The 22,244-nt window shown below is 72.8% G+C and carries 24 protein-coding genes; 21 read left to right on the forward strand and 3 right to left on the reverse strand.

The window, feature by feature from the left end; genetic code table 11:
* Nucleotides 1–2: 2 nt before the first annotated feature.
* The 6 genes from B0E54_RS20280 to B0E54_RS20305 all read left to right on the forward strand — a co-directional run bounded on the left by B0E54_RS20280 (nucleotide 3) and on the right by B0E54_RS20305 (nucleotide 5,584).
* The gene (locus B0E54_RS20280) at nucleotides 3–1,445 is read left to right on the forward strand and encodes an acetyl/propionyl/methylcrotonyl-CoA carboxylase subunit alpha (protein ID WP_234587066.1); all 1,443 of its coding nucleotides are present in this window, start codon (nucleotides 3–5) and stop codon (nucleotides 1,443–1,445) included.
* A complete protein-coding gene (locus B0E54_RS20285) occupies nucleotides 1,442–2,218 on the forward strand; it encodes an SRPBCC family protein (protein ID WP_234587068.1) in 777 nt (258 codons plus the stop codon). The genes B0E54_RS20280 and B0E54_RS20285 overlap by 4 nt, the downstream gene beginning before the upstream one ends.
* On the forward strand, nucleotides 2,211–2,615 hold the full coding sequence (locus tag B0E54_RS20290) for a cupin domain-containing protein (protein ID WP_234587070.1): 405 nt from the start codon (nucleotides 2,211–2,213) through the stop codon (nucleotides 2,613–2,615). Before B0E54_RS20285 ends, B0E54_RS20290 begins: the two co-directional genes overlap by 8 nt.
* Before the next feature lie 115 nt (nucleotides 2,616–2,730).
* Nucleotides 2,731–4,002: a beta-ketoacyl synthase gene (locus B0E54_RS20295; RefSeq protein WP_234587072.1), complete on the forward strand. Its 1,272-nt coding sequence runs from the start codon at nucleotides 2,731–2,733 to the stop codon at nucleotides 4,000–4,002.
* Nucleotides 3,999–5,249 (forward strand): beta-ketoacyl synthase N-terminal-like domain-containing protein, encoded by a 1,251-nt coding sequence (locus tag B0E54_RS20300; protein ID WP_234587075.1) that lies wholly within the window; start codon nucleotides 3,999–4,001, stop codon nucleotides 5,247–5,249. Before B0E54_RS20295 ends, B0E54_RS20300 begins: the two co-directional genes overlap by 4 nt.
* Nucleotides 5,246–5,584 carry an antibiotic biosynthesis monooxygenase gene (locus tag B0E54_RS20305; protein WP_234587077.1) on the forward strand — a complete coding sequence of 113 codons (339 nt, stop codon included), beginning with the start codon at nucleotides 5,246–5,248 and terminating at the stop codon, nucleotides 5,582–5,584. The genes B0E54_RS20300 and B0E54_RS20305 overlap by 4 nt, the downstream gene beginning before the upstream one ends.
* 22 nt (nucleotides 5,585–5,606) lie before the next feature.
* On the opposite strand, the gene B0E54_RS20310 is transcribed toward B0E54_RS20305, so the two are convergent.
* Complete coding sequence (locus tag B0E54_RS20310; RefSeq protein ID WP_234587080.1) at nucleotides 5,607–6,257, reverse strand: bifunctional 2-polyprenyl-6-hydroxyphenol methylase/3-demethylubiquinol 3-O-methyltransferase UbiG; 651 nt, start codon at nucleotides 6,255–6,257, stop codon at nucleotides 5,607–5,609.
* 164 nt (nucleotides 6,258–6,421) lie between these two features.
* On the opposite strand from B0E54_RS20310, the gene B0E54_RS20315 reads away from it, so the two are divergent.
* On the forward strand, nucleotides 6,422–7,249 hold the full coding sequence (locus tag B0E54_RS20315; RefSeq protein ID WP_234587082.1) for a M55 family metallopeptidase: 828 nt from the start codon (nucleotides 6,422–6,424) through the stop codon (nucleotides 7,247–7,249).
* Nucleotides 7,250–7,281: 32 nt separating this feature from the next.
* Here the strand turns inward: B0E54_RS20315 and B0E54_RS20320 are convergent, their stop codons facing one another.
* Entirely contained in the window at nucleotides 7,282–7,884 is a 603-nt protein-coding gene (locus B0E54_RS20320) for a TetR/AcrR family transcriptional regulator (RefSeq protein WP_234587085.1), read from the reverse strand.
* A gap of 62 nt (nucleotides 7,885–7,946) precedes the next feature.
* Between B0E54_RS20320 and B0E54_RS20325 the strand changes: the two genes are divergently transcribed.
* On the forward strand, nucleotides 7,947–8,444 hold the full coding sequence (locus tag B0E54_RS20325) for a GNAT family N-acetyltransferase (RefSeq protein WP_234587087.1): 498 nt from the start codon (nucleotides 7,947–7,949) through the stop codon (nucleotides 8,442–8,444).
* Between the two features lie 365 nt (nucleotides 8,445–8,809).
* Entirely contained in the window at nucleotides 8,810–10,204 is a 1,395-nt protein-coding gene (locus B0E54_RS20330; RefSeq protein WP_234587089.1) for a class I adenylate-forming enzyme family protein, read from the forward strand.
* Here the strand turns inward: B0E54_RS20330 and B0E54_RS20335 are convergent.
* The gene (locus B0E54_RS20335) at nucleotides 10,099–10,926 is read right to left on the reverse strand and encodes a 4'-phosphopantetheinyl transferase superfamily protein (protein ID WP_234587091.1); all 828 of its coding nucleotides are present in this window, start codon (nucleotides 10,924–10,926) and stop codon (nucleotides 10,099–10,101) included. The two genes, B0E54_RS20330 and B0E54_RS20335, sit on opposite strands and share 106 nt — an antisense overlap.
* Before the next feature lie 15 nt (nucleotides 10,927–10,941).
* Between B0E54_RS20335 and B0E54_RS20340 the strand changes: the two genes are divergently transcribed.
* The 12 genes from B0E54_RS20340 (at nucleotide 10,942) to B0E54_RS20395 (ending at nucleotide 22,230) form a co-directional block, all read left to right on the forward strand.
* Entirely contained in the window at nucleotides 10,942–11,208 is a 267-nt protein-coding gene (locus B0E54_RS20340; protein ID WP_234587093.1) for an acyl carrier protein, read from the forward strand.
* Nucleotides 11,208–11,453, forward strand: a complete 246-nt coding sequence (locus B0E54_RS20345) for an acyl carrier protein (protein ID WP_234587095.1) — start codon at nucleotides 11,208–11,210, stop codon at nucleotides 11,451–11,453. Before B0E54_RS20340 ends, B0E54_RS20345 begins: the two co-directional genes overlap by 1 nt.
* Nucleotides 11,446–12,558, forward strand: coding sequence for a beta-ketoacyl synthase (locus tag B0E54_RS20350; RefSeq protein WP_234587097.1), 1,113 nt, complete (start codon nucleotides 11,446–11,448; stop codon nucleotides 12,556–12,558). The genes B0E54_RS20345 and B0E54_RS20350 overlap by 8 nt, the downstream gene beginning before the upstream one ends.
* Before the next feature lie 98 nt (nucleotides 12,559–12,656).
* Nucleotides 12,657–13,151: a beta-ketoacyl synthase chain length factor gene (locus tag B0E54_RS20355; protein ID WP_234587100.1), complete on the forward strand. Its 495-nt coding sequence runs from the start codon at nucleotides 12,657–12,659 to the stop codon at nucleotides 13,149–13,151.
* Nucleotides 13,148–14,764: a class I adenylate-forming enzyme family protein gene (locus B0E54_RS20360; RefSeq protein WP_234587102.1), complete on the forward strand. Its 1,617-nt coding sequence runs from the start codon at nucleotides 13,148–13,150 to the stop codon at nucleotides 14,762–14,764. The genes B0E54_RS20355 and B0E54_RS20360 overlap by 4 nt, the downstream gene beginning before the upstream one ends.
* Before the next feature lie 22 nt (nucleotides 14,765–14,786).
* A complete protein-coding gene (locus tag B0E54_RS20365; RefSeq protein ID WP_234587105.1) occupies nucleotides 14,787–16,025 on the forward strand; it encodes a beta-ketoacyl synthase in 1,239 nt (412 codons plus the stop codon).
* 70 nt (nucleotides 16,026–16,095) lie between these two features.
* Nucleotides 16,096–17,175 carry a 4-hydroxyphenylpyruvate dioxygenase gene (gene hppD / locus B0E54_RS20370; RefSeq protein ID WP_234587107.1) on the forward strand — a complete coding sequence of 360 codons (1,080 nt, stop codon included), beginning with the start codon at nucleotides 16,096–16,098 and terminating at the stop codon, nucleotides 17,173–17,175.
* Nucleotides 17,172–18,101 carry a phytanoyl-CoA dioxygenase family protein gene (locus B0E54_RS20375; protein WP_234587110.1) on the forward strand — a complete coding sequence of 310 codons (930 nt, stop codon included), beginning with the start codon at nucleotides 17,172–17,174 and terminating at the stop codon, nucleotides 18,099–18,101. Before hppD ends, B0E54_RS20375 begins: the two co-directional genes overlap by 4 nt.
* Before the next feature lie 2 nt (nucleotides 18,102–18,103).
* The gene (locus tag B0E54_RS20380; RefSeq protein WP_234587112.1) at nucleotides 18,104–18,895 is read left to right on the forward strand and encodes a DUF3050 domain-containing protein; all 792 of its coding nucleotides are present in this window, start codon (nucleotides 18,104–18,106) and stop codon (nucleotides 18,893–18,895) included.
* Nucleotides 18,892–19,863, forward strand: coding sequence for a thiamine pyrophosphate-dependent dehydrogenase E1 component subunit alpha (locus B0E54_RS20385; protein ID WP_234587114.1), 972 nt, complete (start codon nucleotides 18,892–18,894; stop codon nucleotides 19,861–19,863). The genes B0E54_RS20380 and B0E54_RS20385 overlap by 4 nt, the downstream gene beginning before the upstream one ends.
* A gap of 28 nt (nucleotides 19,864–19,891) precedes the next feature.
* Complete coding sequence (locus B0E54_RS20390) at nucleotides 19,892–20,860, forward strand: alpha-ketoacid dehydrogenase subunit beta (RefSeq protein WP_234587116.1); 969 nt, start codon at nucleotides 19,892–19,894, stop codon at nucleotides 20,858–20,860.
* Nucleotides 20,857–22,230, forward strand: a complete 1,374-nt coding sequence (locus B0E54_RS20395; protein ID WP_234587118.1) for a hypothetical protein — start codon at nucleotides 20,857–20,859, stop codon at nucleotides 22,228–22,230. Before B0E54_RS20390 ends, B0E54_RS20395 begins: the two co-directional genes overlap by 4 nt.
* The last annotated feature ends 14 nt before the right edge of the window (nucleotides 22,231–22,244 follow it).

Below are 22,244 nucleotides of genomic sequence, written 5' to 3' on the forward strand. Positions count from 1 at the left end.
CGATGTTCGAGACCGTGCTGATCGCCAACCGTGGCGAGATCGCGCTGCGGGTGCTGCGGGCGTGTCGGGAGCTGGGCGTGCGCACGGCGGTGGTCTACTCCGCCGCCGACGCCGACTCGGCGGCCGTACGCCTCGCCGACCAGGCCGTGCGCATCGGGCCGGCGTCGAGCCGGCGCAGCTACCTCAACGCCGCAGCGATCATGGAGGCGGCCCGGCAGGTGGGCGCGCAGGCCGTGCATCCCGGGTACGGCTTCCTGTCCGAGGACGCCGACTTCGCCGAGATCTGCGCGGACAACGGCCTGACGTTCATCGGCCCGCCGCCGGCGGTGATGGCGGCGCTGGCCGACAAGTCCTCGGCCCGGGCCCTCATGAGCCGGGCCGGGCTGCCGCTTCCGGCGGGCAGCGTCGCGCCGGTGGCGACCGCCGCCGCAGCGGCCGAGGTCGCCGAGGCCGTCGGTTACCCGGTCATCGTGAAGGCCGCCGCCGGTGGCGGGGGCCGGGGGATGACAGTGGTGCACCATCCGGGCGAGCTGGCCCGGGCGTACGCGCGGACACGGGCCGCCGCGCAGGCCGCCTTCGGCGACGACCGGGTGTACGTCGAGCGGTACCTCACCGAGGCCCGGCACGTCGAGGTGCAGGTGCTCTGCGACTCCCACGGCAACGGCGTGCACCTGGGCACCCGCGACTGCTCGGTGCAGCGCCGGCACCAGAAACTCGTCGAGGAGGCCCCCGCTCCCGCGCTGTCCGCCGCCGTGCTCGACACCATCGCCGAGACCGCGCTGCGGGGCGCCCTGGAGGTCGGCTTCGTCGGCGCGGGCACGCTGGAGTTCCTGGTGGACGCCGAGGAACGCTTCCACTTCCTGGAGATCAACTGTCGGATCCAGGTGGAACATCCCGCCACCGAGATGGTCACCGGGATCGACCTGGTGCACGAGCAACTGCACATCGCGGCCGGCGTGCCGCTGCGGTGGCGGCAGGAGGAGATCCGGCTGCACGGCGTCGCCGTGGAGTGCCGCGTCAACACCGAGGATCCCGAGCGTGACTTCGCGCCCACGCCCGGCCGCCTGGAACGGTTCACCCCGCCCGGAGGGCCGTTCACCCGCGTGGACACCCACGCCAGCGCCGGCTACCTGGTCGGCCCCTGGTACGACTCGCTGCTGGCCAAGGTGATCGTCTGGGCGCCCGACCGGGAACTGGCGCTCAACCGGCTGGAGCGTGCCCTGGAGGAGTTCGACATCGCCGGGCCGGGCGTGCACACCACCATCGGGTTCGTCCGGCGGGTGCTCGACGACGCCGCGTTCCGCAAGGGCCGCTACACCACCGGCCTGGTCGACCGACTGCTCACCACGCCGCCGCCGGTGCCCGCGCAGCGGTCGACGGCCACCCCCACACCCCGCGCCGCGCCCGCCGCGGAGCCCGACGTACCCAACCGGAGGACCCGATGACCGTCACCCATGGTCGCTCGATGACCGCCGAGATCACCGACATCCTGGTGGCGCACTGCGGGCTGGACGCCGACGCCGCCGCGCGGGCGCCCGCCGCGTCACTTGAGGAACTGGGCATGGACTCGCTCGCGCTGCTGGAACTCTCCGCGGTCGTCGCCGACCGGTGGCAGGTGAGCATCCCCGAGCAGGCCGGGCAGCTGAGCATCCCGGCGGTGGCCGACCTGGTCGCCCGACGCACCGACCCGCCCGGGCACACCGAGAACTCCGTGGTCATCGACGCGCCGCTCCCGCTGGTGTGGGACGTCACCAACGACGTGGCGAACTGGACCGAGCTGTTCACCGAGTACGCAGTGGTGGAGATCCTGCACCGCGACGGGCACACCGTGCGGTTCCGGCTCACCATGTACCCCGACGAGAACGGGGTGTCGTGGAGCTGGGTCAGCGAACGCACCGCCGACCCGGTCAGCCGGCAGGTGCGGGCGCACCGGGTGGAGACCGGGCCGTTCGAGTACATGCGGATCCACTGGCGCTACACCGAGGAGGCCGACGGCACCCGGATGACCTGGACGCAGGACTTCGCCATGAAGCCCACCGCGCCTGTCGACAACGCCGGGATGACCGAGCGGATCAACACCAACAGCGTCATCCAACTCGCGGTGATCAAGGACCGGGTGGAACGGATCGCCCGCCAGCGCGAGGAGCAGGGCCGCACGGCGACCGCGCAGGACAGCACGGTTGCCGGCGACGAGCCGACGGGGGCCCGCGATGAGTGACCTGGGCACCCGGCCGATCGCCGCGGCGGACGTACCTGCCGACCGGCGGCGCGGCGGCGAACTGCGGGTGCTCCTCGGACCCCGCACCGTCGGCAGCACCTCCGGCTTCCTCGGGGTGGCCACCCTCGCACCGGGGGAGCGGATCGCCGAGCACTACCACCCGTACAGCGAGGAGTTCCTGTACGTGGCGCGTGGCGCGATCACTGTCGACCTGGACGACCAGCCCACCGAGGTCACCGCGGGGGAGGCGCTGTTCGTGCCGGTCAACGTGCGACACCGGCTGCGCAACACCGGATCCGAGCCGGCCGAGGTGGTCTTCCACCTGGGCCCGCTGGCCCCGCGGCCGGAGCTGGGACACGTCGACACCGAGCTGGTCGAGCAACGGGGCGGGTCGTGAGCGCGAGGAGTGAGCCGGGTTTGCGAGCCCCGCAGTCGCGATCTGAAGGTGGCGTCGTGAGCGCGAGGAGTGAGCCAGGTTTGCGAGCCCCGCAGTCGCGAACAGAGGTGGCGCGATGACCGGGCGTCGCACGGTGGTGACCGGCATCGGGGTGGTCGCTCCCGGCGGCGCGAGCCGGGACCGCTTCTGGAAGACCATCACCGAGGGACGTACGGCCACCCGGCGGATCAGCTTCTTCGACCCGTCGCCGTTCCGCTCCCAGATCGCCGCCGAGTGCGACTTCAACCCGATCGCCGCGGGGCTCACCGACGCCGAACGGAGCCGCGCCGACCGGTACGTGCAGTTCGCGCTCGCCTGTTCCACCGAGGCGATCGCCGACGCCGGCCTGGTGCTCAGCGACGCCGAGCGGGACCGCACCGGTGTGGTGCTCGGGACCGCCGTGGGCGGCACGATGGCCCTGGAACAGGAGTACGTGCGGGTCAGCGAGCACGGCCGGCGTTGGCTGGTCGACGCGGCGCTCGGCGGCCCGTACCTGTACCAGGCGCTGGTGCCCAGCAGCCTGGCCGCCGACGTGGCCTGCCGGCACGGGCTGCACGGTCCGGCGCAGGTGGTCTCGACCGGCTGCACGTCGGGCATCGACGCCATCGGCTACGCCCACCAGCTGATCGTGGACGGCGAGGCGGACATCGTGCTGGCCGGCGCGGCGGACTCGCCGATCTCGCCGGTGACCGTCGCCTCGTTCGACGCGATCAAGGCGACCAGCCCCGACAACGACGACCCCGCACACGCCTCCCGTCCCTTCGACGCGGATCGGCACGGGTTCGTGCTGGCCGAGGGCGCGGCGGTGCTGGTGCTGGAGGAGGCCGGGCACGCCCGCCGGCGTGGCGCGCACATCTACTGCGAGGTCGCCGGCTACGCGAGCCGCAGCAACGGCTACCACATGACCGGGCTGCGCCCGGACGGGCTGGAGATGGGCCTCGCCGTCACCGACGCGTTGCGGCAGGGCCGGATCATCCCGGAGCAGGTCTCCTACATCAGCGCCCACGGCTCGGGGACGCGGCAGAACGACAGGCACGAGACGGCCGCGTTCAAGCGGGCGTTGGGCCAGGCCGCGTACCGCGTGCCGATCAGCTCGATCAAGTCGATGGTGGGGCACTCGCTCGGCGCGATCGGGTCGATCGAGATGGCCGCCTGCGCCCTCGCGATCGAGTTCGGCGTCGTGCCGCCCACGGCCAACTGGAGCACCCGCGACCCGGAGTGCGACCTGGACTACGTACCCAACGAGGCGCGGGAGGTGCCCGTCAACGTGGCCCTGTCGGTAGGCAGCGGGTTCGGCGGCTTCCAGTCGGCGATGGTGTTCCGTCGGCTCCCCCCGGTGGCGGCGTGAGCACCGCCCGGGCGGTCGTCACCGGCATCGGGGTGGTCGCGCCGAGCGGCGTCGGCGTGGACGCGCACTGGCGTACCGTGCTGGCCGGCGCCCGGCGCACCGGGCCGATCACCCTGTTCGACCCGGCCAGCTACCCGACCCGCTTCGGCGGCGAGGTGCCCGACTTCGCGGCGGACTCGTACGCCGACAGCCGGCAACTGGTGCAGACCGACAGGTGGACGCACCTCGGCTTCGCCGCCACCCGGCTGGCGCTGACCGACGCCGGCCTGCCCGAGCGGGCACCCGACCCGTACGGCTACGCGGTGGCTCTGGCCAGCTCGTCCGGGGGCAACCTGTTCGGCCAGCGGGAGCTGCAACGGCTGTGGGGCGGCACGTCGCGCACCGTCGGGGCGTACCAGTCGATCGCCTGGTTCTACGCCGCAAGCGTCGGGCAGCTCTCCATCCACCACCAGTTCAAGGGCCCGAGCGGGGTGCTGGTCGCCGAGACGGCAGGCGGGCTGGACAGCCTCGCGCACGCCGCCCGCGCGGTACGCCGGGGCACGCCCGTGGTGATCGCCGGGGCGACCGAGTGTCCACTGAGCCCGTACGCGCTGGCCTGCCAACTGCGCTCCGGGCTGCTCAGCGACGTCGCCGACCCGGAGCGGGCGTACCGGCCGTTCGACGCGGCGGCCAGCGGCTACCTGCCGGCCGAGGGCGGCGCGGTGTTCGTGGTGGAGGAGCTGGGGCACGCGCTGTCGCGGGGCGCCCGGATCTACGGCGAGGTGAGCGGCTGGGGCTCGACCCACGACGCCGCGCACACCACCGCCGACAGCGCCGGCGACGTCAGCCAGTACGCCCGCGCGATGCGGCTGGCCCTGGACCGGGCGGGTGTCGCGGCGGCCGGGATCGACGTGGTGCTGCCGGACGCTCTCGGTGTGCCCCGCTACGACCGCAGCGAGGCCCAGGCGCTGCGCGCCGTTTTCGCCGACCGGCCGCCCCCGGTCACCACCCAGAAACCGTTGACCGGGCGGGCACACCAGGGCGGCTCGGCGCTGGACGTGGCGACCGCGCTGCTCGCGTTCGCGCACGACACGCTGCCCGCGTCCGCCGGCCCGGACGAGGTGGCCGACGGGTGCGAGCTGGACTTCCTGCGCGAGCACCGCCGGCCGCGCAGTCGGCTCGCGCTGGTCTGCGCGCGGGGCTTCGACGGATTCAACAGCGCGCTGGTCCTGCGGGGGGCCGCGCCGACGACGGGAGAGACGCCATGAGCGAGCAGCGGGCCCGAGTGGTCTTTTTGGTCCGGGTGCCGACGCCCCGCACCGAGGAGTTCCTCGCCGCGTACGAGCAGGTCCGGCATCTGGTCGCCGACGGCGTACCGGGGCATCTGGTCGACCAGGTCTGCCGCTCGTCGACCGACCCGGAGCAGTGGCTGATCACCAGCGAGTGGGCGAGCCTGGCCGACTTCGAGAACTGGGAGCGCACTGAAGAGCACCGGGACCTGGTACGCCCGATGCGGGAGTGCTTCACCGACGCCCGTTCACTGCGCTTCCACATCCACGCCCAGACCCCGGAGCGGGCCCGCGATGAGGTCACGGTCCGCTAAAACCGCCCGGCGGCGGTGACCGTCACCGCCGCCGGCCCAACACCTGCACCGCCTGCGACCGGTGGCCGTTCATCGTGGCGACCTCGATCCGGTCCTCCTCGGCCAGGTCGAAGTCGGCGAGCAGACCACGCAGGTGCGTTATCTCGTGATGCCGGCACACGGCACCGTCGTCCGTGGTGAAGACCCCGTACGGCGCCCCGAAACGCTGGGCGTGTGCGCGGTAGCGCTGACGGTTTCGCGCGTCGTCGTCCTGAAGGAGCAGGTCGCTGACGTAGAGCAGTCCGCCGGGCACCAGGACACGGCTCAGCTCGGCGATCAGTGCCCGCTGAGCGTCATCGTCGGGGACGCAGGTGAGTACCGCGAACAGCACGACGGCATCGAAGCTCGCCGCGGGGTACGCGAGCGCCGGCGACGACTCCAGGACGGCGAACCGCAGATCGGGCCACACCTGACGGCCCCGCTCGATCAGGGCGGGGGACGGGTCCACGCCGGACACGTCGCGGAAGCCGTGTTCGGCCAACTCGCCCATGACCCGGCCGTAGCCGCAGCCAAAGTCCAAGATCCGCGCGGACGGCCGTAGCCCTGACAGCCACGTGAGATTGACCGGATGAGTGAACGTCTTGGTCGCGCCGACGCTGTCCCAGTACGCGATCTGATTTGCCGAACCGTTCATGCGCGGCGAGTGTACCCACGGCATCGGGGCACGCTCGCATATCACCCTCTGCACACCACCGGTTCGATCGGCGAACGTCGCGGCGACCACCCTTGGAGAGGGCACGTCCGCGCCGGTACGTCCGGGTCGCCGCAGGTGCTGGAGGTGCGTAGGGTCCTGGGGTCATGAAGGTCCTGATCTCTGTCGACATGGAAGGCATCTCGGGGATCGTGCATCCCACCGAGACGAATCCGGATCGGTACGACTACGAGCGCGGCCGTGCCCTGATGACGGCCGAGGCGAACGCGGTGATCGACGGCGTTCTCGATGCCGCACCCGACGCCGTGGTGTGGGTCGCCGACGCGCACGGACCGTTTCGGAACCTTCTGCCGGAGGACCTCGATCGACGTGCTCATCTCGTGCGCGGCAAACCCCGCCCGCTGGGCATGCTGGCGGGGCTGGACGAGCACACGGATGCCGTCATGTTGATCGGGTATCACGCTCGGGCCGGCGCCGGGCCTGCCGTACTGGCGCACACGATGAGCGACGCGATCCTCGACGTACGCGTAGCGGGGCGGACGCTGGGCGAGATCGGTCTCAACACCGCCATGGCTGGGCACCTGGACGCTCCGGTCGTCCTGCTCAGCGGAGACGACACCGCCTGCGCGGAATTCGGTGAGCTGGTGCCCTCGGCGGTCACCGTCGCCGTCAAGCAGACCCTGGGCCAGGCCGCCGCGGTGGCCCTCCATCCGCAGGAGGCACGCGAGCGGCTGCGCCGCGCTGCCGCCGGCGCCATCTCCCGACGCGCCTCGATTCCCCCGTGGACGATGGCCGGGCCGTTGGACGTCGAGGTCGACCTGTACGGCCCGTACATGGTCGACCTCGCGGTGCTGGTGCCGGGTGTGACCCGCGTCCGCGGCGGCCGGACTGTCGCCTTCCACGCCGCTGACGTCCCCGAGGTCTACCGGCTCATTCAACTGCTCGTCCAGCTCGCCAGCATCAGACCGGACTAGTACGCCAGCCACCGTCCGGTTCCTGCTGCCCCTCAGCAGCTCAGGCCGTAGGCCGACAGGGCGGCGTCGAGCATGCGTTCCTGCTGATCCGCCGGGTACGCAGCGGGATCCGCGGCGGCGAGAGCCGCGACGCCCTCGGTCATGGCGATCAGCCCCAGGGCGACCGCGCCGACCTGGTCGACCGGCCAGTCCGGGGCGGCCGCGGCGACCAGTCGTTCGACCCGTTGCCGCCAGGCTCGGTTGTTGCGGCGGTGCATGTCGGTCAGTTCGGCGTCCGCCACCGCCGCGGCCAGGAAGCCCACCCAGACGACGCTCCAGGTGATCGTCTCCGGATCAGTCGCCATGCACTGGCGGAGCACCGCGCGCAATGCTTCCCGCGGCGAGGTGGCCGCGGCCTCGAGTGCCTCGACCCGTTGCCGGGTGGTGTCGTGCAGCAGTTGCCGGGCGTGCAGCAGCAGCGCTCGACGGTTCGGGAAGCGGTGCATGACCAGGCCCGTCGTGCAGCCGGCCGCCGCGGCGACCGCGCGCACAGTCAGCTTTTCCAGGCCCTGCTGCGCGAGCACGTCCCAGACCGCGCGCGACAGCGCCTCGCCCTGGGCCGCTCGGTCTGCAGGCGGCGGTGACACGGCTCTCACCCCTCCATCGTCGTAACGAATGTTACCGTAACGCTTGTTACCGAGTCTCGGTGAGGAGCGGCATGGCCTGGATCATCACGCAGCGGCCGTGGACCGACCCGGTGGGCGAGGCGTTGCGTGTGGCGCAGAAAGCCGAACTCGACCTCCGCTACGGTACCGACGACCATGAGCCCGGCACGCCGCCGACGGCCGAGAACATCGACCTGTTCCTGGTCGCGGTCGACGACGCCACAGGCCAACCGCTCGGCTGCGCCGCGCTGCGCCGCCTCGACCCGGTCACGGTCGAGGTGAAGCGGATGTACGTGGTACCGGAGAGCCGCGGCTCGGGGTTGGCGACCGACCTGCTCCGCAGGCTGGAGGAGGCCGCCCGGGAGCGTGGTTGGACGACCGTCCGGCTGGAGACCGGCACCGCCCAACCGGACGCGATTCGTTTCTATGAGCGCGAGGGCTACCGCGAGATCCCGCTGTTCGGCGCGTACGTGGGTTCCGACGACTCGGTCTGCTACGAACGCGTCCTACCCGACGGAGCACCCCGGCCGCAGCCCACAGCGCGGCTCTGATCACGCGGTGGCCGCCCTGCGTCCACCGGCGCTGCCGTGGATCCCCAACGGCGGCTGCCGTACCGGCGCGAGGCGCATGATCGACTCGGGTTCCCGGAAGCCGGGGTGTCCCGCTTGCCCGGACACCCCGCCTTCCGGAACCCGAGTCGATCATGGACGGTGGGCCGTGGCGATGGGCCGGGATGGCGGCCCGCGTGACGGTGGGCACCGGTATGTGGCAATCGGTCCGGGCGCTCTGTTTGATCTAGCCATTTGCATCTAGCGATGCTCCGCGCGGCTGTCGTAGGGTTCCGTCAGCACCTAGAAAGTTGTTCACAAACGGTTGCTATGCCCTACTTTGTGCTGCGGGTTGAACGGCGAGGGCGATGGATCAATCGACAGGAAACCTTACGGCTGAAGACCCCGGATGGGTGGACGACATCCTGTTCTCCGGCCATCCGACCGACGTTTGTCTCCGCCTGCCGGAACCGATCGACCGGGTCACCCTGCACCGGCTGGTGACCGCCGCGCAGGACCGGCTGATCGCTGCCGGCCTGCGCCCCGGTGGCGCCGCCGCGCTACGACTGCCACCGTCACTGGCGTACGTGGTGAACCTGCTGGCCACCTGGCGCGCTGGCGCACAGGCGATCCTGCTCGACCACCGGCTGACCGACCACGAGGTGGATCGGGCGCTGACCCGACTCACCCCGCAGGTGGTGATCGCGCCGCTGCGCACCGCCGGCGGCGCGCTGAAGGTCTTCGTCGACGTCACCGAGAGCGTCACCCGCCACGCCGACCGTCCGGCGGTCAGCGGGCACGCCGTGATCCAGCTCAGCTCCGGCTCCACCGGCCCGTCCAAGGTGATCGGCCGTACCGCAGCCGACCTGGTCGCCGAGGTGGGCCGCTACACCCGCATCGACGGCGTGCCGCTGCCCGGCGAACGCATCATCCTGCTGCCCTCCATGGTGCACGTGCTCGGGCTCGTCGGCGGCCTGCTCTACGGCCTGCACGCCGGAGTCGAGCTGGTGCCACCGCAGCGACTCAGCGGCGACGCCGTGCTGGCCGCGATCGCCGCCGACCCGACACCGGCCACCGTGCTGGGCGTGCCGTTCCACATCGGTCTGCTCGCCTCCACCCGGCCGTCCGGCCCCCTGCCACAGCTGCGGCGGATGACCACCGGTGGCGAACTGGTGCCGGCCGCTGTCGCACAGGCGTTCACCGACCGGTACGGGGTGCCGCTGGGCAACATGTACGGGATGACCGAGGTCGGGGTGATCGGCACCGACCTGCACGGAGCACACCGGCCGTCGATCGCCCCGGCGCCCGGCATCGAGGTCCGCGAGTCCGACGGCGAACTGTGGGTGTCCTGCCCGGCGTCGCCGTACGTCGGGCTGAGCGACCCGACCCGCTGGGCTGACGGCTGGCTGCACACCCGTGACGCCGGCACCGTCGACGCCGACTCCGGGCTGGTCACCGTGCGCGGCCGGCTCGACTCGCAGGTCTCGGTGGGCGGGATGAAGGTCGACCTCACCGAGGTGGAGGCCACCGTTGCCGAGCTGCCCGGCGTGGCCGCCGCCGTGGTGGTGTGGGACGACGGCATCACCGCGTACGTCCAGCCCGACGGCCCGCTGTCGGAGGAGATGCTGGACAAGCTCCTCGCCGAGCGGTTGGCCGGCTACAAGCGACCCAGGGTGTTGCGCCTGCTCGACGCGTTGCCCCGCACCACCACCGGCAAGCTGGTCCGCTCGACCGGCGCACTGCGGTCGGCGGCGAGACCGTGACCGGCCCCCTGCACCACCTCGACGTCGGGACCGGGCCGCTGCACCACGTCGACACCGACTCCGGGCCGCTGCGCCACGCCGACGTCGATGCCGGGACCGGGCCGCTGCACCACCTCGACGGCGACCTCGACGCCCGCCTCGGCGCGTACCGCGACGGCCAGCACGAGACCGCCGCCCAGCTCCGGATGACCGACCCGCAGGGGCTCGCCGCCGGGCACCTGGCGCAGCGGCAGGCCGGGCCCGGCCGGCGGGGGCATCCCCCGGAGCAGCCCGCCGCCGCGCAGCCCGACACCGAGCGCCTTGCCGACCGCCTCCTTGGCGGTCCACAGCCGCAGGAAATCGACCGCCCGGCCGGCCTCGGGTCGATCGGCCAGCCAGGCCAGCTCGGCCGGCGGGAACCAGCGGCGGGCCAGCGCGAGCGCGGGCAGCGCACGGACCTGCTCCACATCCACGCCGACCGGGCCGGCCGCACGGGCGGCGACCACCACGACCCGACCGGCGCGGCTGACGCTGACCGGCAGCTCGACGGACTCCGGCCCGGCGACGCGTACGACCGGGTTGCCGGCGGGGCCGTGTGCCAGCACCACCTCCGCCTCGGCGCGGCCGAGCAGCGCCGCGCCCGCCCGCCGCAGCAACCGCACGGCGGGACCCGGCCGACCGCCGGTGTCCCGACCGACCCACACGTACGCGGTGTCCCGATCGGACACCGTCAGTTGGTCCACGCAGAGAGGGTATCCATGAGAGCCGAGGTCCGTGCCTTCGTCGTCGAGCAGCTCGCCGACATGAACTACGACGTCGAGGGGCTCGACGACGACACCACGCTCGGCCCGTCCGGCGTCGACCTGGAATCGCTGGCACTGGCCGACCTGTCCGTCCGCGTCGAGGACCGCTACGGCGTGACGTTCGCCGACGACGAGTCGGAGAAGTTGGCCCTCATGACGGTAGGCGAGTTCACCACGATGGTCGCCGACCGTGTCGCCGAGGCGACGAGCGACAGCGCCTGATGCCCGGTCAGCCCGACCTGGGGCGAGCTGACCTGCTGACCATGCTCGCCGAACTCACCGCGAAACCCGCCGCCGAGGTCCCCGACCGGATCGGCTCGATGGAACTCGCCTGGCTCGTGCACCTCATCGAGCAGCGCTACGAGCGTCGGCTCGACCTCACCGACGACGACCTGGCCGGCATCCGTACCGTTGACGACGCCCTGGTGGTCTTCCGGGCGTCGCTGATCGCTACCGCAGATGGCTGAGCCACCCGTCGCCCAGCTCACCGGTGTGTACGCGGTCAGCGCCCTCGGTCGCGGCGCCGACGCGCAGCTCGCCGGCGTCCTGGCCGGTGCGCCGGCGTTCGGCCCGGTACGCCGCTTCGACACCACCACCCGCCGGGTCGCCGTGGCCGCCACCCTGCCCGACGTCGGCACCCTCGCCGACGAACTGGCCGCCGCGATCGACGCGGCCTGCGCGGCGGCCGGCCTGACCGACGTACGGCGGGCGGGGTGTGCGTTGCTGCTCGCCGTGCACGGAGGCCCGGCGCCGGGCGCGGGGCCCGCCCCGGCCGCGCTCGCCGGCCAGCTCGCGCTGCGCACCGGACTGTCCGGGCCGACCCGCGTCTACACGAGCGCCTGCGTGTCGGCGAGCACGGCGGTGGCCGACGCCGCCGCCCTGATCGCCCGGGGCGACCTGGACCGGGCGGTGGTGGCCGCCGGCTACCTCGTCGAACCGGACCAGTTCGCGCTCTTCGACGCCGGCAGGGCTCTCGCCGACGACGGTGCGGTACGCCCGTTCAGCGCCGGCCGACGGGGGTTGCTGCTCGGCGACGGGGTGGCCGCGGTGGTGCTCGAGTCCCGCGCGGCAGCCCGTCGTCGGGACGGTGGACCGGTGGCCACACTGGTCGGTTGGGGGCGGGCCGGGGACGCGTTCCACCCCTGCCAGCCGGACCCGTCCGGCACCGGCCTGGCGCACGCGGTCCGCGCCGCGCTGCGCCGGGCCGGGCTGTCACCGCAGGCCGTCGGCTACGTCAACGCCAACGCCACCGGCACCGCGCAGAGCGACGCCGCCGAGGCGGCAGCGCTGCGTCAGGCCCTCGACGGGTACGCCGCTCAGGTGCCGGTCAGCTCCACCAAGGCGCTGCACGGGCACGCGTTGGAGGCGTCCGGGCTGCTCGAACTGGTGGTCACCGCGTTGGCGCTGCGCCACGGCGAACTGCCAGTCAACGCCGGCTGGCGGGGCCCGGACGAGGCGTGCCCGCTGGATGTCATCACGGATCGTCCCCGGAGGACGACCGCGACGCACGCCCTGACCCTCAACGCCGCCTTCGGTGGCGCCAACACGGCACTTCTGGTCGGCGCCCCGTGACCACCCCGACCTCCCCGCGGTCCGGCACCTTCTGTCCCGACGAATCCGCTGACGCACGCGAAACGACCACCGAAACCGCACGAGCGCGCCAGGCGGGGATGCGGGAGCTGGCGCGGGCCTGCTGGCCCGAGGCCGACGACGGGGACGTGCCGGGCGTGCCGGGGTTCGTGTTCTCCGGGTTCGCACCGGTCGTGGTGGCCGTCGCCGAGCGGTGTCTGCGGCGACGGTACGGCACGGGACCGGTGCCGGCCGCCACACGGACGGCGATCGTGCTGGTCACCGCCAGCGGCGACCGGGCCAGCGCCGAGCACGTGCGGGCCACTGTCGAGGCCGGCGGGCGGGTCGGCCCACTGTTCTTCTACCAGTCCGTGCCCAACAGCGTCGCCGGGCACATCGCGGCCCGCTGGGGGCTGCGCGGCCCGGTGATCTGCCTCAGCCCGACCGGCGACCCGTACGCCGACGGCACCGCCGAGGCGACCCTGCTGCGCGACGACGGCGACGCCGACGAGGTGTTGCTGGTCCTGATCGAACAGGCGCCCGACACGTCCACCGAGGCGGTCGCGGTGCTGCTGGGTGAAGGAGCACGACCATGAGGACACGGGGACTGCGCGGCGCACTGGCCGCCGACACCGAGCTGGGCGCGGGCAACATGCTGGCCCGGGTGCTGGCGCACGGCGCCGACCCGGACGGGCCCGGCCTGACCTTCGACACCGCCGTCGACGGGCACCCGGCCGAGGAACCGCTCACGCTCGGCCAGCTCGACGAGCGGGTCGCCGCCCGCGCCGCCTGGCTGCACGAGCGCGGAGTACGCCCCCGCGACCCGGTCGCCGTCTGGGCCACCGCCGCCGCCGACATGGTGCTGAGCTTCCTGGCGCTGGCCCGGCTCGGTGCGATCCCGGCGCTGATGAACGGCAAGCTCCGTCCCGAGATCGCCGCCGAGTACATCCGCCGCCTGCGCGGCGTCGGTGTGCTCGCCGACGACGCGCACACCGCGCTGCTGGCCGGGCACGACCTGGGCGTACCGCTGCTGGGCACGCCCGCGCGGGCCGGCACGGGCGACCCGGCCGCCGCACCGGCGCACTACCGGCACCACAGCGACGACCCGATCGTGATCACCCACACCTCCGGGACGACCGGGGTGCCCAAGGCGGTGCTGCACTCGCACGCGAGCCTCTTCGCCGCCACCCGGCACCTGCTCACCATGCCGCAGGCGCAGGGCACCCGCCGGATCCTCAACGCGCTGCCCGCACCGCACACGGCCACCGTGCTGATGGTCAACCAGGCGCTGGGCAACCGCGCGGAGATGTTCCTGCTGTCCGAGCAGGGCGGCGAGCGGGTGCTCGACGCCATCCAACGCTGGCGTCCCGACGGGGTGTTCGGTTTCTCGGTCACCTGGGCCGAGCTGGCCCGCTTCGACCTGTCCGGCTACGACCTGGACTCGGTGCGGCTGTGGTTCAACACCGGCGACTGCTCGCACGAGCCGCACATCCGCCGGCTGGTCGCGACCGGCCGGCGGGACACCGTCACCCGCGACGGCGTGGCCCGGGTGCCCGGCTCGGTCTTCATCGACGGGCTGGGCTCCAGCGAGATGGGGCACTCCATGTTCCACATCACCCACCGCGCCGACACCGACAGGTACGGCCGCTGCATCGGCCGGCCCTACGAGTTCGCCCGGGTCGCGGTGCTCGACGCCGACGGCGAGCCGGTGCCGGTCGGGGAGGTGGGTTTCCTGGGCGTGGACTCGCCGTCGCTGTTCCGGGGTTACTGGAACGACTCGGTCACCACCCACCGGTTCCGCCAGCGCGGCTGGTACCTCACTGGCGATCTGGTCCGGGCCGACGCCGACGGCCGCTACTACCACCTGGACCGGGCGGTCGACTCGGTCGACACCGGAGACGGCCGGCGGTTCTTCACCGCCCTGTCCGAGGAGAAGATCCTCGCCAGCTGCCCGGACGTCACCGACTGCACCGTGGTGATCGTCGCCGGGGCCGGGGGTGTGGTCACCGACGTGCTGCTCGAGTTGGCGGCCGGCGCCGACGAGGCGCAGGACCGCACCGAACGGGTCCGCGCGGCGCTCGGCGCGGACGTCGGCGCCACGCTGCGCCGGGTGGTGCCGGTGCGCTCGGACGACATCCCGGTCACCGTCACCGGCAAGGTCCGCAAGGTGGCCCTGCGCGAGCGCTACCTGACCGAGGCGTCGTCGTGAGCGGGCGATCCGGGGTGGCGGCGTGAGCGCGCTGATCACCGGGATGGGCCTGTTCACCCCGGTCGGGCGGGGCGTCGAGGAGACCTTCGACGCGCTGACCACCGGCCGTTCCGGGCTGACCCGGCCGCCCGCCGGTCATCCGGCGCGCGAGTCGCTGGACGTCGCCGGCCTGCTGCCGGACATCGACCCGCGCAGCGTCGTGTCCGGGCCGGAGAGCCGGGTGCTGGACCGGATCGTGGTGCTCGCTCTGCTCGCCGCCGCCGACGCGCTCGCCGACGCCGGCATCGAGGTGGGCCGCGACGTCGACGAGTCCCGGATCGGCGTGATCGTCGGCGGGGTCGGCGGGATGGCGACCCTGGAGACCCAGGTGCTCGCCCGGGCCGCGCGGGGTCGCGCGGCGGTCAGCCCGTACCTGCTCACCGGCATCCTGCCGAACATGCCGGCGGCGCGGATCGCCATCGCGCACGGCATCCGGGGCTACAGCTCGTCGGTCGGCACGGCCTGCGCGTCCGGCGCGCAGGCGGTCGCCGACGCGGTCCGGTTGATCCGGGCGGGGGAGGCCGACGTGGTGCTCTGCGGGGCCAGCGAGGCGCCGCTGTTTCCCACCTTCGCCGACACCTTCGGCAACGCGCGGGCGCTGGCCCGCGCCGGGGACGACCCGTCCCGGGCGAGCCGGCCGTTCGACACGTCCCGCTCCGGGTTCGTGCTGGCCGAGGGCGCGGCGCTGCTGGTGGTCGAACGTGCCGAGCACGCCGCCGCACGTGGTGCCAACGGGTACGCCGAGGTGGCCGGCTACGGCGCGACCACCGACGCGTACCACCCGACCGCCCCGCGCCCCGACGGCGCCGGCGCCGCCGCGTGCATCCGTGGCGCGCTGCGCAGCTCGGGCGTGCCGGCGGCCGCGGTCGGCTACGTCAACGCGCACGGCACCGGCACGAAGCTCGGCGACATCGCCGAGACCACCGCGCTCGCGGACGTCTTCGGCGACGGCGGTGTGCCGGTCAGCTCCACCAAGGCGCTCACCGGCCACCTGCTCGGCGCCTCCGGGGTGCTGGAGGCGGCGGTGACCGCGGTGGCGCTCGGTCGAGGGCTGCTGCCACCGACGTACCACCTCGACGACCCGGACCCGGCCTGCCCGGCGGACCACATCCGTGGCACGCCCCGCAAGGCCGACCCGGAGTACGCGCTGACCAACTCGTTCGGGTTCGGCGGCCAGAACGTGAGCCTGCTGCTCGCGCGGGTCGCCGAGCCGAGGAGGTGAGCGACGCGGCATCCCGGACGGGGGGCGTCCGGACGGCAACACGGGGGAAGCATGGGGAAGGGCACTGAACATGGACATCCGTGGGATCGACCACATCGAACTCTACGTAGGTGACGCCCGACAGGCGGCCTTCTACTTCAGCACCGCAGTCGGTTTCCAGATCTGCGGCCAGGGCGGCCCGGAGACCGGCCTGGCCGGGCAGCGCTCGCTGCTGCTCTGCCACGGCGACATCCGCCTGCTGCTCACCTCCGGGCTGAGCGCCGAGCATCCGGCGGCCCGGTACGTGCAGCGCCACGGCGACGGCATCGCTGTCGTCGCGGTCGAGGTCGGCGACGTCGAGCAGGCGTACGCCGAGCTGGTCGGCCGGGGCGCGGCAGGCGTGACGCCACCGACCACGCTGACCGGCGCGGACGCCGAGGTGGTGACCGCCGAGGTGGACGGCTTCGCCGACGTGCGGCACCGCCTGGTGCAGCGCCGGGGGAGCCGCGCCGACTTCCTGCCCGGCGTGATCACGCCGACGCCGTTCACTGCGGACGAGGGCAAGCCGGTCCTCGCCGAGGTCGACCACCTGGCGGTCTGCGTGCCGCCCGGCCAGCTGGACGAGACGGTCCGGCACTTCCAGGGGTTGTTCGACTTCGCGCAGATCTTCGAGGAGCACATCGAGGTCGACGGGCAGGGGATGAACTCCAAGGTGGTGCAGAGCCCGTCCGGACAGGTGACCGTGGTGCTGCTCGAGCCCGACCGGACCCGCCGGCCGGGGCAGATCGACGCGTTCCTCGACCAGCACGCCGGTGGGGGAGTGCAGCACCTGGGGCTGCGTACCGACGACATCGTGGCCGCCGTGGAGTCGCTGGGCCGGCGCGGGGTCCGCTTCGCCGGCACCCCCGCCAGCTACTACGAAGCCCTGGAGGCGCGGGTGGGCCGGGTGGACGCACCGCTGGAACGACTGCGCGAGCTGGGGGTGCTTGTCGACTCCGATCACGGCGGGCAGCTGTTGCAGATCTTCGCCGAGTCGATGCACGTGCGCCGCACGCTGTTCCTGGAGCTGATCGAGCGGCGCGGCGCGAGCGGCTTCGGCAGCGGCAACATCAAGGCGCTGTACGAGGCCAAGGAGCGGGAACTGGCCGCGGCCGCGGCGGTGGGCGCATGACCGCGACCGGTTACGAGTCGACGTTGACCACGATCGAGCAGGCGCTGCTGCCGTCCGACGACGACGTGCGGCACTACGCCGAGCACGGCTGGTACCTGTCGAAGAAGCTGTTCACCGACGACGAGGTGGACGCGCTCGCCGCGGCCGCGCAGCGCTACTACGACGGCGAACGGGACCGGCGGCTGCCGGTGCGCCCACCGAAGCTCGCCTACTGGGAGCCCGCCAAGGGGCCGGTGCAGCGGCACAACGACTACGTCCACCACGAGCACGACGGGCTGGGCGCGATCCTGCGCAAGCCGCTGATCGGCGCGGTCGCCGCCCGGCTCGCCGAGGCCGACGAGATCCGCGTCTTCCAGTCGACGCTGATCTACAAGCCGCCGATCTCCGGCGAGCCGAGCAACATCGTGCCGTGGCACTTCGACAAGCACTACTGGGCGTCGTCGTCGTCGGAAAAGATGCTCACCGCGTTCATCCCGTTCCACGACTGCGGCCAGGAGATGGGCACCATCACCATGGTCGACGGCTCGCACCGGTGGAAAGAGATCGGCGCCGACGACACGGTCGTGCGGCACTTCGCCGACCGCGACCGCAGCCAGCTGGAGGAGATGCTGGCCGAGAACGCCGCGTACAACGGCGCGGAGATCCGCAAGGTCCCGATGGTGATCCCCAAGGGACACGTGAGCTTCCACCACTGCCGCACCTACCACGGCAGCGGCCCCAACGTCAGCGGTCGCCCCCGACAGGCGATCTCGCTGCACCTGCAGGACGGCGACAACGCCTGGCGGAAGTATCCGCTCTCCGACGGCACGCTCGCCGCGTACAACCACGACGTGCTGGTCCGCCGCACCCACGACGGGCGGCCGGACTACGCGGACCCCGACTACTGCCCGGTCATCTGGCGCCACCGCGCCCAGCAGGGAGGCTGACAATGTCACGGTACGACTGGGGTAGGACGCACCCGGGCATCGAGCGGCTGGAAACGGCGGTGACCGAGCGGCGCGACGCCGTGGTCAAGCACCCGCTCTACGCCAACCTGGACACCCACGAGTCGCTCGTCACCTTCATGGAGCACCACGTCTTCGCGGTCTGGGACTTCATGTCGCTGCTCAAGTCGTTGCAGCGGCAGTTGACCTGCGTGACCGTTCCCTGGATCCCGACCGGTCCGACCGGCAGCCGCCGCCTCATAAACGACATCGTGATGGTGGAGGAGAGCGACGAGCTGGGTGAGGGCTACATCAGCCACTTCGAGCTGTACGTGCGGGGCATGGCCGAGGCCGGCGCGGACACCACAGCCGTGAACAGCCTCGTCGACCTGCTGCGCGCCGGCCGGCCGGTGACCGACGCGCTCGCCGAGGCGGGGGTGCCGGCCGCGTCCGCGCGGTTCGCCGCTACCACCTGGCACATCATCGAGTCCACACCGGTGCACTGCCAGGCGGCGGCCTTCGCGTTCGGCCGGGAGGACCTGATCCCGGACATGTTCACGCAGGTCGTGTCGATCAACGAGCGCAGCAACCGGCTGCACACCTTCGTCGACTACCTGGAACGGCACATCGAGGTCGACGGCGAACAGCACACCCCGATGGCGATGCAGATGCTCGCCGACCTGTGCGGTGACGACGACACGAAGTGGCAGGAGTGCGCCGACACGGTCAACACCGCGCTGGCCGCCCGCGCCCGGCTCTGGGACGACATCCTCGCGGCGATCAAGGCGCCGGCGTGACCGACGCCGACCCGGTCCGCCTCTACCGCACGGTCCGGCTGATCCGCCGGTTCGAACAGCGTGCGGTGGAGCTGGTCCACGGCGGGCAGATCGTCGGCGGCATCCACCCGTACCTCGGTCAGGAGGGGATCGCCGCCGGCGTCTGCGCCGCGCTCGGGACCGACGACGTGCTCGCCGGCACCCACCGCGGGCACGGGCACGTGCTGGCCCGCGGCGCCGACCCCGCCCGGATGTTCGCCGAGCTGTGCGGCCGGCTGACCGGCCTCAACGCCGGGCGGGGCGGCTCGATGCACGCCGCCGACCTCAGCATCGGCGTGCTCGGCGCGAACGCCATCGTCGGCGCGTCCGGGGCGATCATCACGGGCGCGGTGTGGGCCCGGCGACGGCAGGGCCACGACACCGTCGGGGTGAGCTTCTTCGGCGACGGCGCGGTCAACGAGGGGATGCTGCTGGAGGCGTTCAACCTCGCCGCGCTGTGGCGGGTGCCGGTGCTGTTCGTCTGCGAGAACAACGGCTACGCCACCACCATGCCGGTCGCCGGCGCGGTGGCCGGCAGCATCGCCGGTCGCGCCGCCGCCTTCGGCATCCGGGCCGTCGAGGTCGACGGCCAGGACCCCGAGGCGGTACGCGACGCCGCGGCCGCCGCCGTCGACCGGATGCGCGCCGGCGGCGGCCCCGAGCTGATCGAGGCCCGGACCTACCGCTTCGACGCCCACCACACCTTCGAACACGCGGTACGCCTCGACTACCGACCGCCCGACGAGGTGACCCGGGGTCGGGCCCGGGACCCGGTGCACATCCAGGGCGAACGGCTCTCCGACGCCGACCGCGCCGCGGTGGACGCCGAGGTCGAGGCGACAGTCGACGCGGCGGTGCGTTTCGCCCTGGACAGCCCGGAACCCGACCCGGCCGACGCGCTGACCTACCTGTACGCCAGCGGAATGACCGCCCGCACCGGAGGTGGCTGAATGACCCTGCGCACCGGAGGTGGCTGAGGTGCCCCGACTGTCGTACCGCCGGGCCCTGACCCGGGCCCTCGCCGACGAGCTGGCCCGCGACGAGGCGGTGTTCCTGCTCGGCGAGGACATCCAGGTCGGCGCGTCGCTGGTGACCACCGGGCTGGCCAAACGCTTCGGCGTCGACCGGGTCCGCGACACACCGCTGTCGGAGCAGGCGTTCACCAGCTTCGCCACCGGGGCGGCGCTGGCCGGGCTGCGGCCGGTGATCGAGTTCCAGATCCCGTCGCTGCTGTTCCTGGTCTTCGAGCAGATCGTCAACCACGCGCACAAGTTCCCGTTGATGACCGGCGGGCAGTGCGCGGTGCCGGTCACCTACCTGGTGCCCGGCTCCGGGTCGCGTACCGGCTGGGCGGGGCAGCACTCCGACCACCCGTACAGCCTCTTCGCCCACGTCGGCGTGGTCACCGTCGTGCCGGCCACCCCGGCCGACGCGTACGGGCTGCTGGTCAGCGCGATCCGACACGACGACCCGGTGGTGGTGTTCGCCCCGGCGGGCGCGATGGACGTCCGCGACGACGTGTCCGATCTGGAGCCGGTGCCGCTGGGCCGGGGGCGCATCCACCGCTTCGGTGACGACGTCACGGTCGTCGCGGTCGGGCACCTCGTGCACGACGCGCTCGCGGTCGCCGAGGAGCTTGCCGACCAGGTCTCGGTGGAGGTGTTCGACCCGCGCACCCTGTACCCCTTCGACATCGACGGGTTGACCGAGTCGGTGGCCCGCACCGGGCGTCTCGTGGTGCTCGACGACGCCAACCGCTCCTGCGGCATCGCCGCCGAGATCATCGCCTCGGTGGTGGAGCGGGTCCGACTGCTCGCCCCGCCGCGCCGGGTCACCCGCCCGGACGGGGCGGTGCTGCCGTTCGCCCCCGCCCTGGACCGCGCCGTGCAGCCCTCCCGGGAGCAGCTCGCCACCGCCATCCACCTGACCATGAAGGACTCATCATGATCGACCCGAACTACTCGTGGCCGCCGGCCGACCGGGCCTGGACCGACCTGCCGGAGCCGGCCCGCCAGGCCATGGTGGCCAGCGGCGCGGCCGCCTGGGAACGCGTCTTTCACGGACGGGCCACCTACAACAAGGAGTGGCGGTTGGCCCGCCCCCCGATCCTGACCGCCGACGCCTGGCGGGAGCTGAACGAGGTCTGCGACCGGCTGGCCCAGCTCATCCTGGACACCTGCCGGCGCCGGGTGGACACCGCCGGCGAGTTGCGCCGGCTGCTCGGCGTCCCGGCGGGGGAGACCCGGCTGCTGGACGAGTCGGAGCCGCTGACCGAGGCGCTGCTGGCCGCGTACCGACCGGATGTGATCTTCACCGAGGGCGTGCCGAAGTTCGTCGAGTACAACATCGACAGCAGCCTCGGGGGAGGATTCGACGCCGACACCGTCATCCAGCGGTTCGCGCAGCTCTACGCCGAGCACGGCATCCTCGACGACCTGCCGGTACGCGCCGCGCCGTCGCTGCTGGACCAGCGTTTCGTGGCGATCCGCGAGGAGCTGGGGTTGCCCGACGGCGCCCGGCTGGCGCTGCTGATGGACTTCGACGCCGACTATCCGGGGCTGGACGACCCGGAGACGTTCATCCGCATCCTCAGCCCACTCGCCGTGCGGGCCCGCGACTTCGGCATCGACCTGGTCATCGCGCCCCTGGCCACCGCCACCCTGGCGGACGACAAGCGGCTCGTGGTGGACGGTGCGCCGGTCGACGCGCTGTTCCGCCTCTTCGTGCCCAACCGGGTCACCCCGACCGCCGGCCTGGACGCGGTGGCCGGCGCGCTGGCCACCGGCACGCTGCCGATGTTCGTGTCGGCGGCGGCCTGGCTGCTCGGCAACAAGACCACCTTCGCCTGGCTGTGGGAGGACGTGGACGCCCTGCCCGCCGACGACCAGACCCTGATCCGCCGGCACGTGCCGTACACGGTGCCGTTGACAGTCGCGGTGCTCGACCGCGCGATCGCCGAGCAGGCCGAGCTGGTGGCGAAGCCGGCGGACGGCTCCGCCGGGCACGGGGTGCTGATCGGCCCCGAGCTGAGCCCGGCGGAGTGGGCCGAGGGCCTGCGCGCGGCCGTCGACCGGGGCGGCAACATCCTGCAGCAGTACCTGCCGGCCGACCGGGTGCCGATGGACTTCGTGCAGATCGAGACCGGCGAAACGGTGACGGCCGATGTCCCGTACTCCCTCGCCCCGTACCTGTTCGGCCGCCAGGCCTCCGGCGGCCTGGCGAGAGTCGGCTTCCCCGGCGGCGACGGAATCCTCAACCTGGCCCACGGAGTCCTCCTGACCGGAGTCCTCCTGTCCGACCCCCCAACCCCCGGTTGATCATGAAGTTATTG

Origin of the sequence: Micromonospora sp. MH99 (assembly GCF_021442385.1) — a bacterium.
Lineage (GTDB): Bacteria > Actinomycetota > Actinomycetes > Mycobacteriales > Micromonosporaceae > Micromonospora.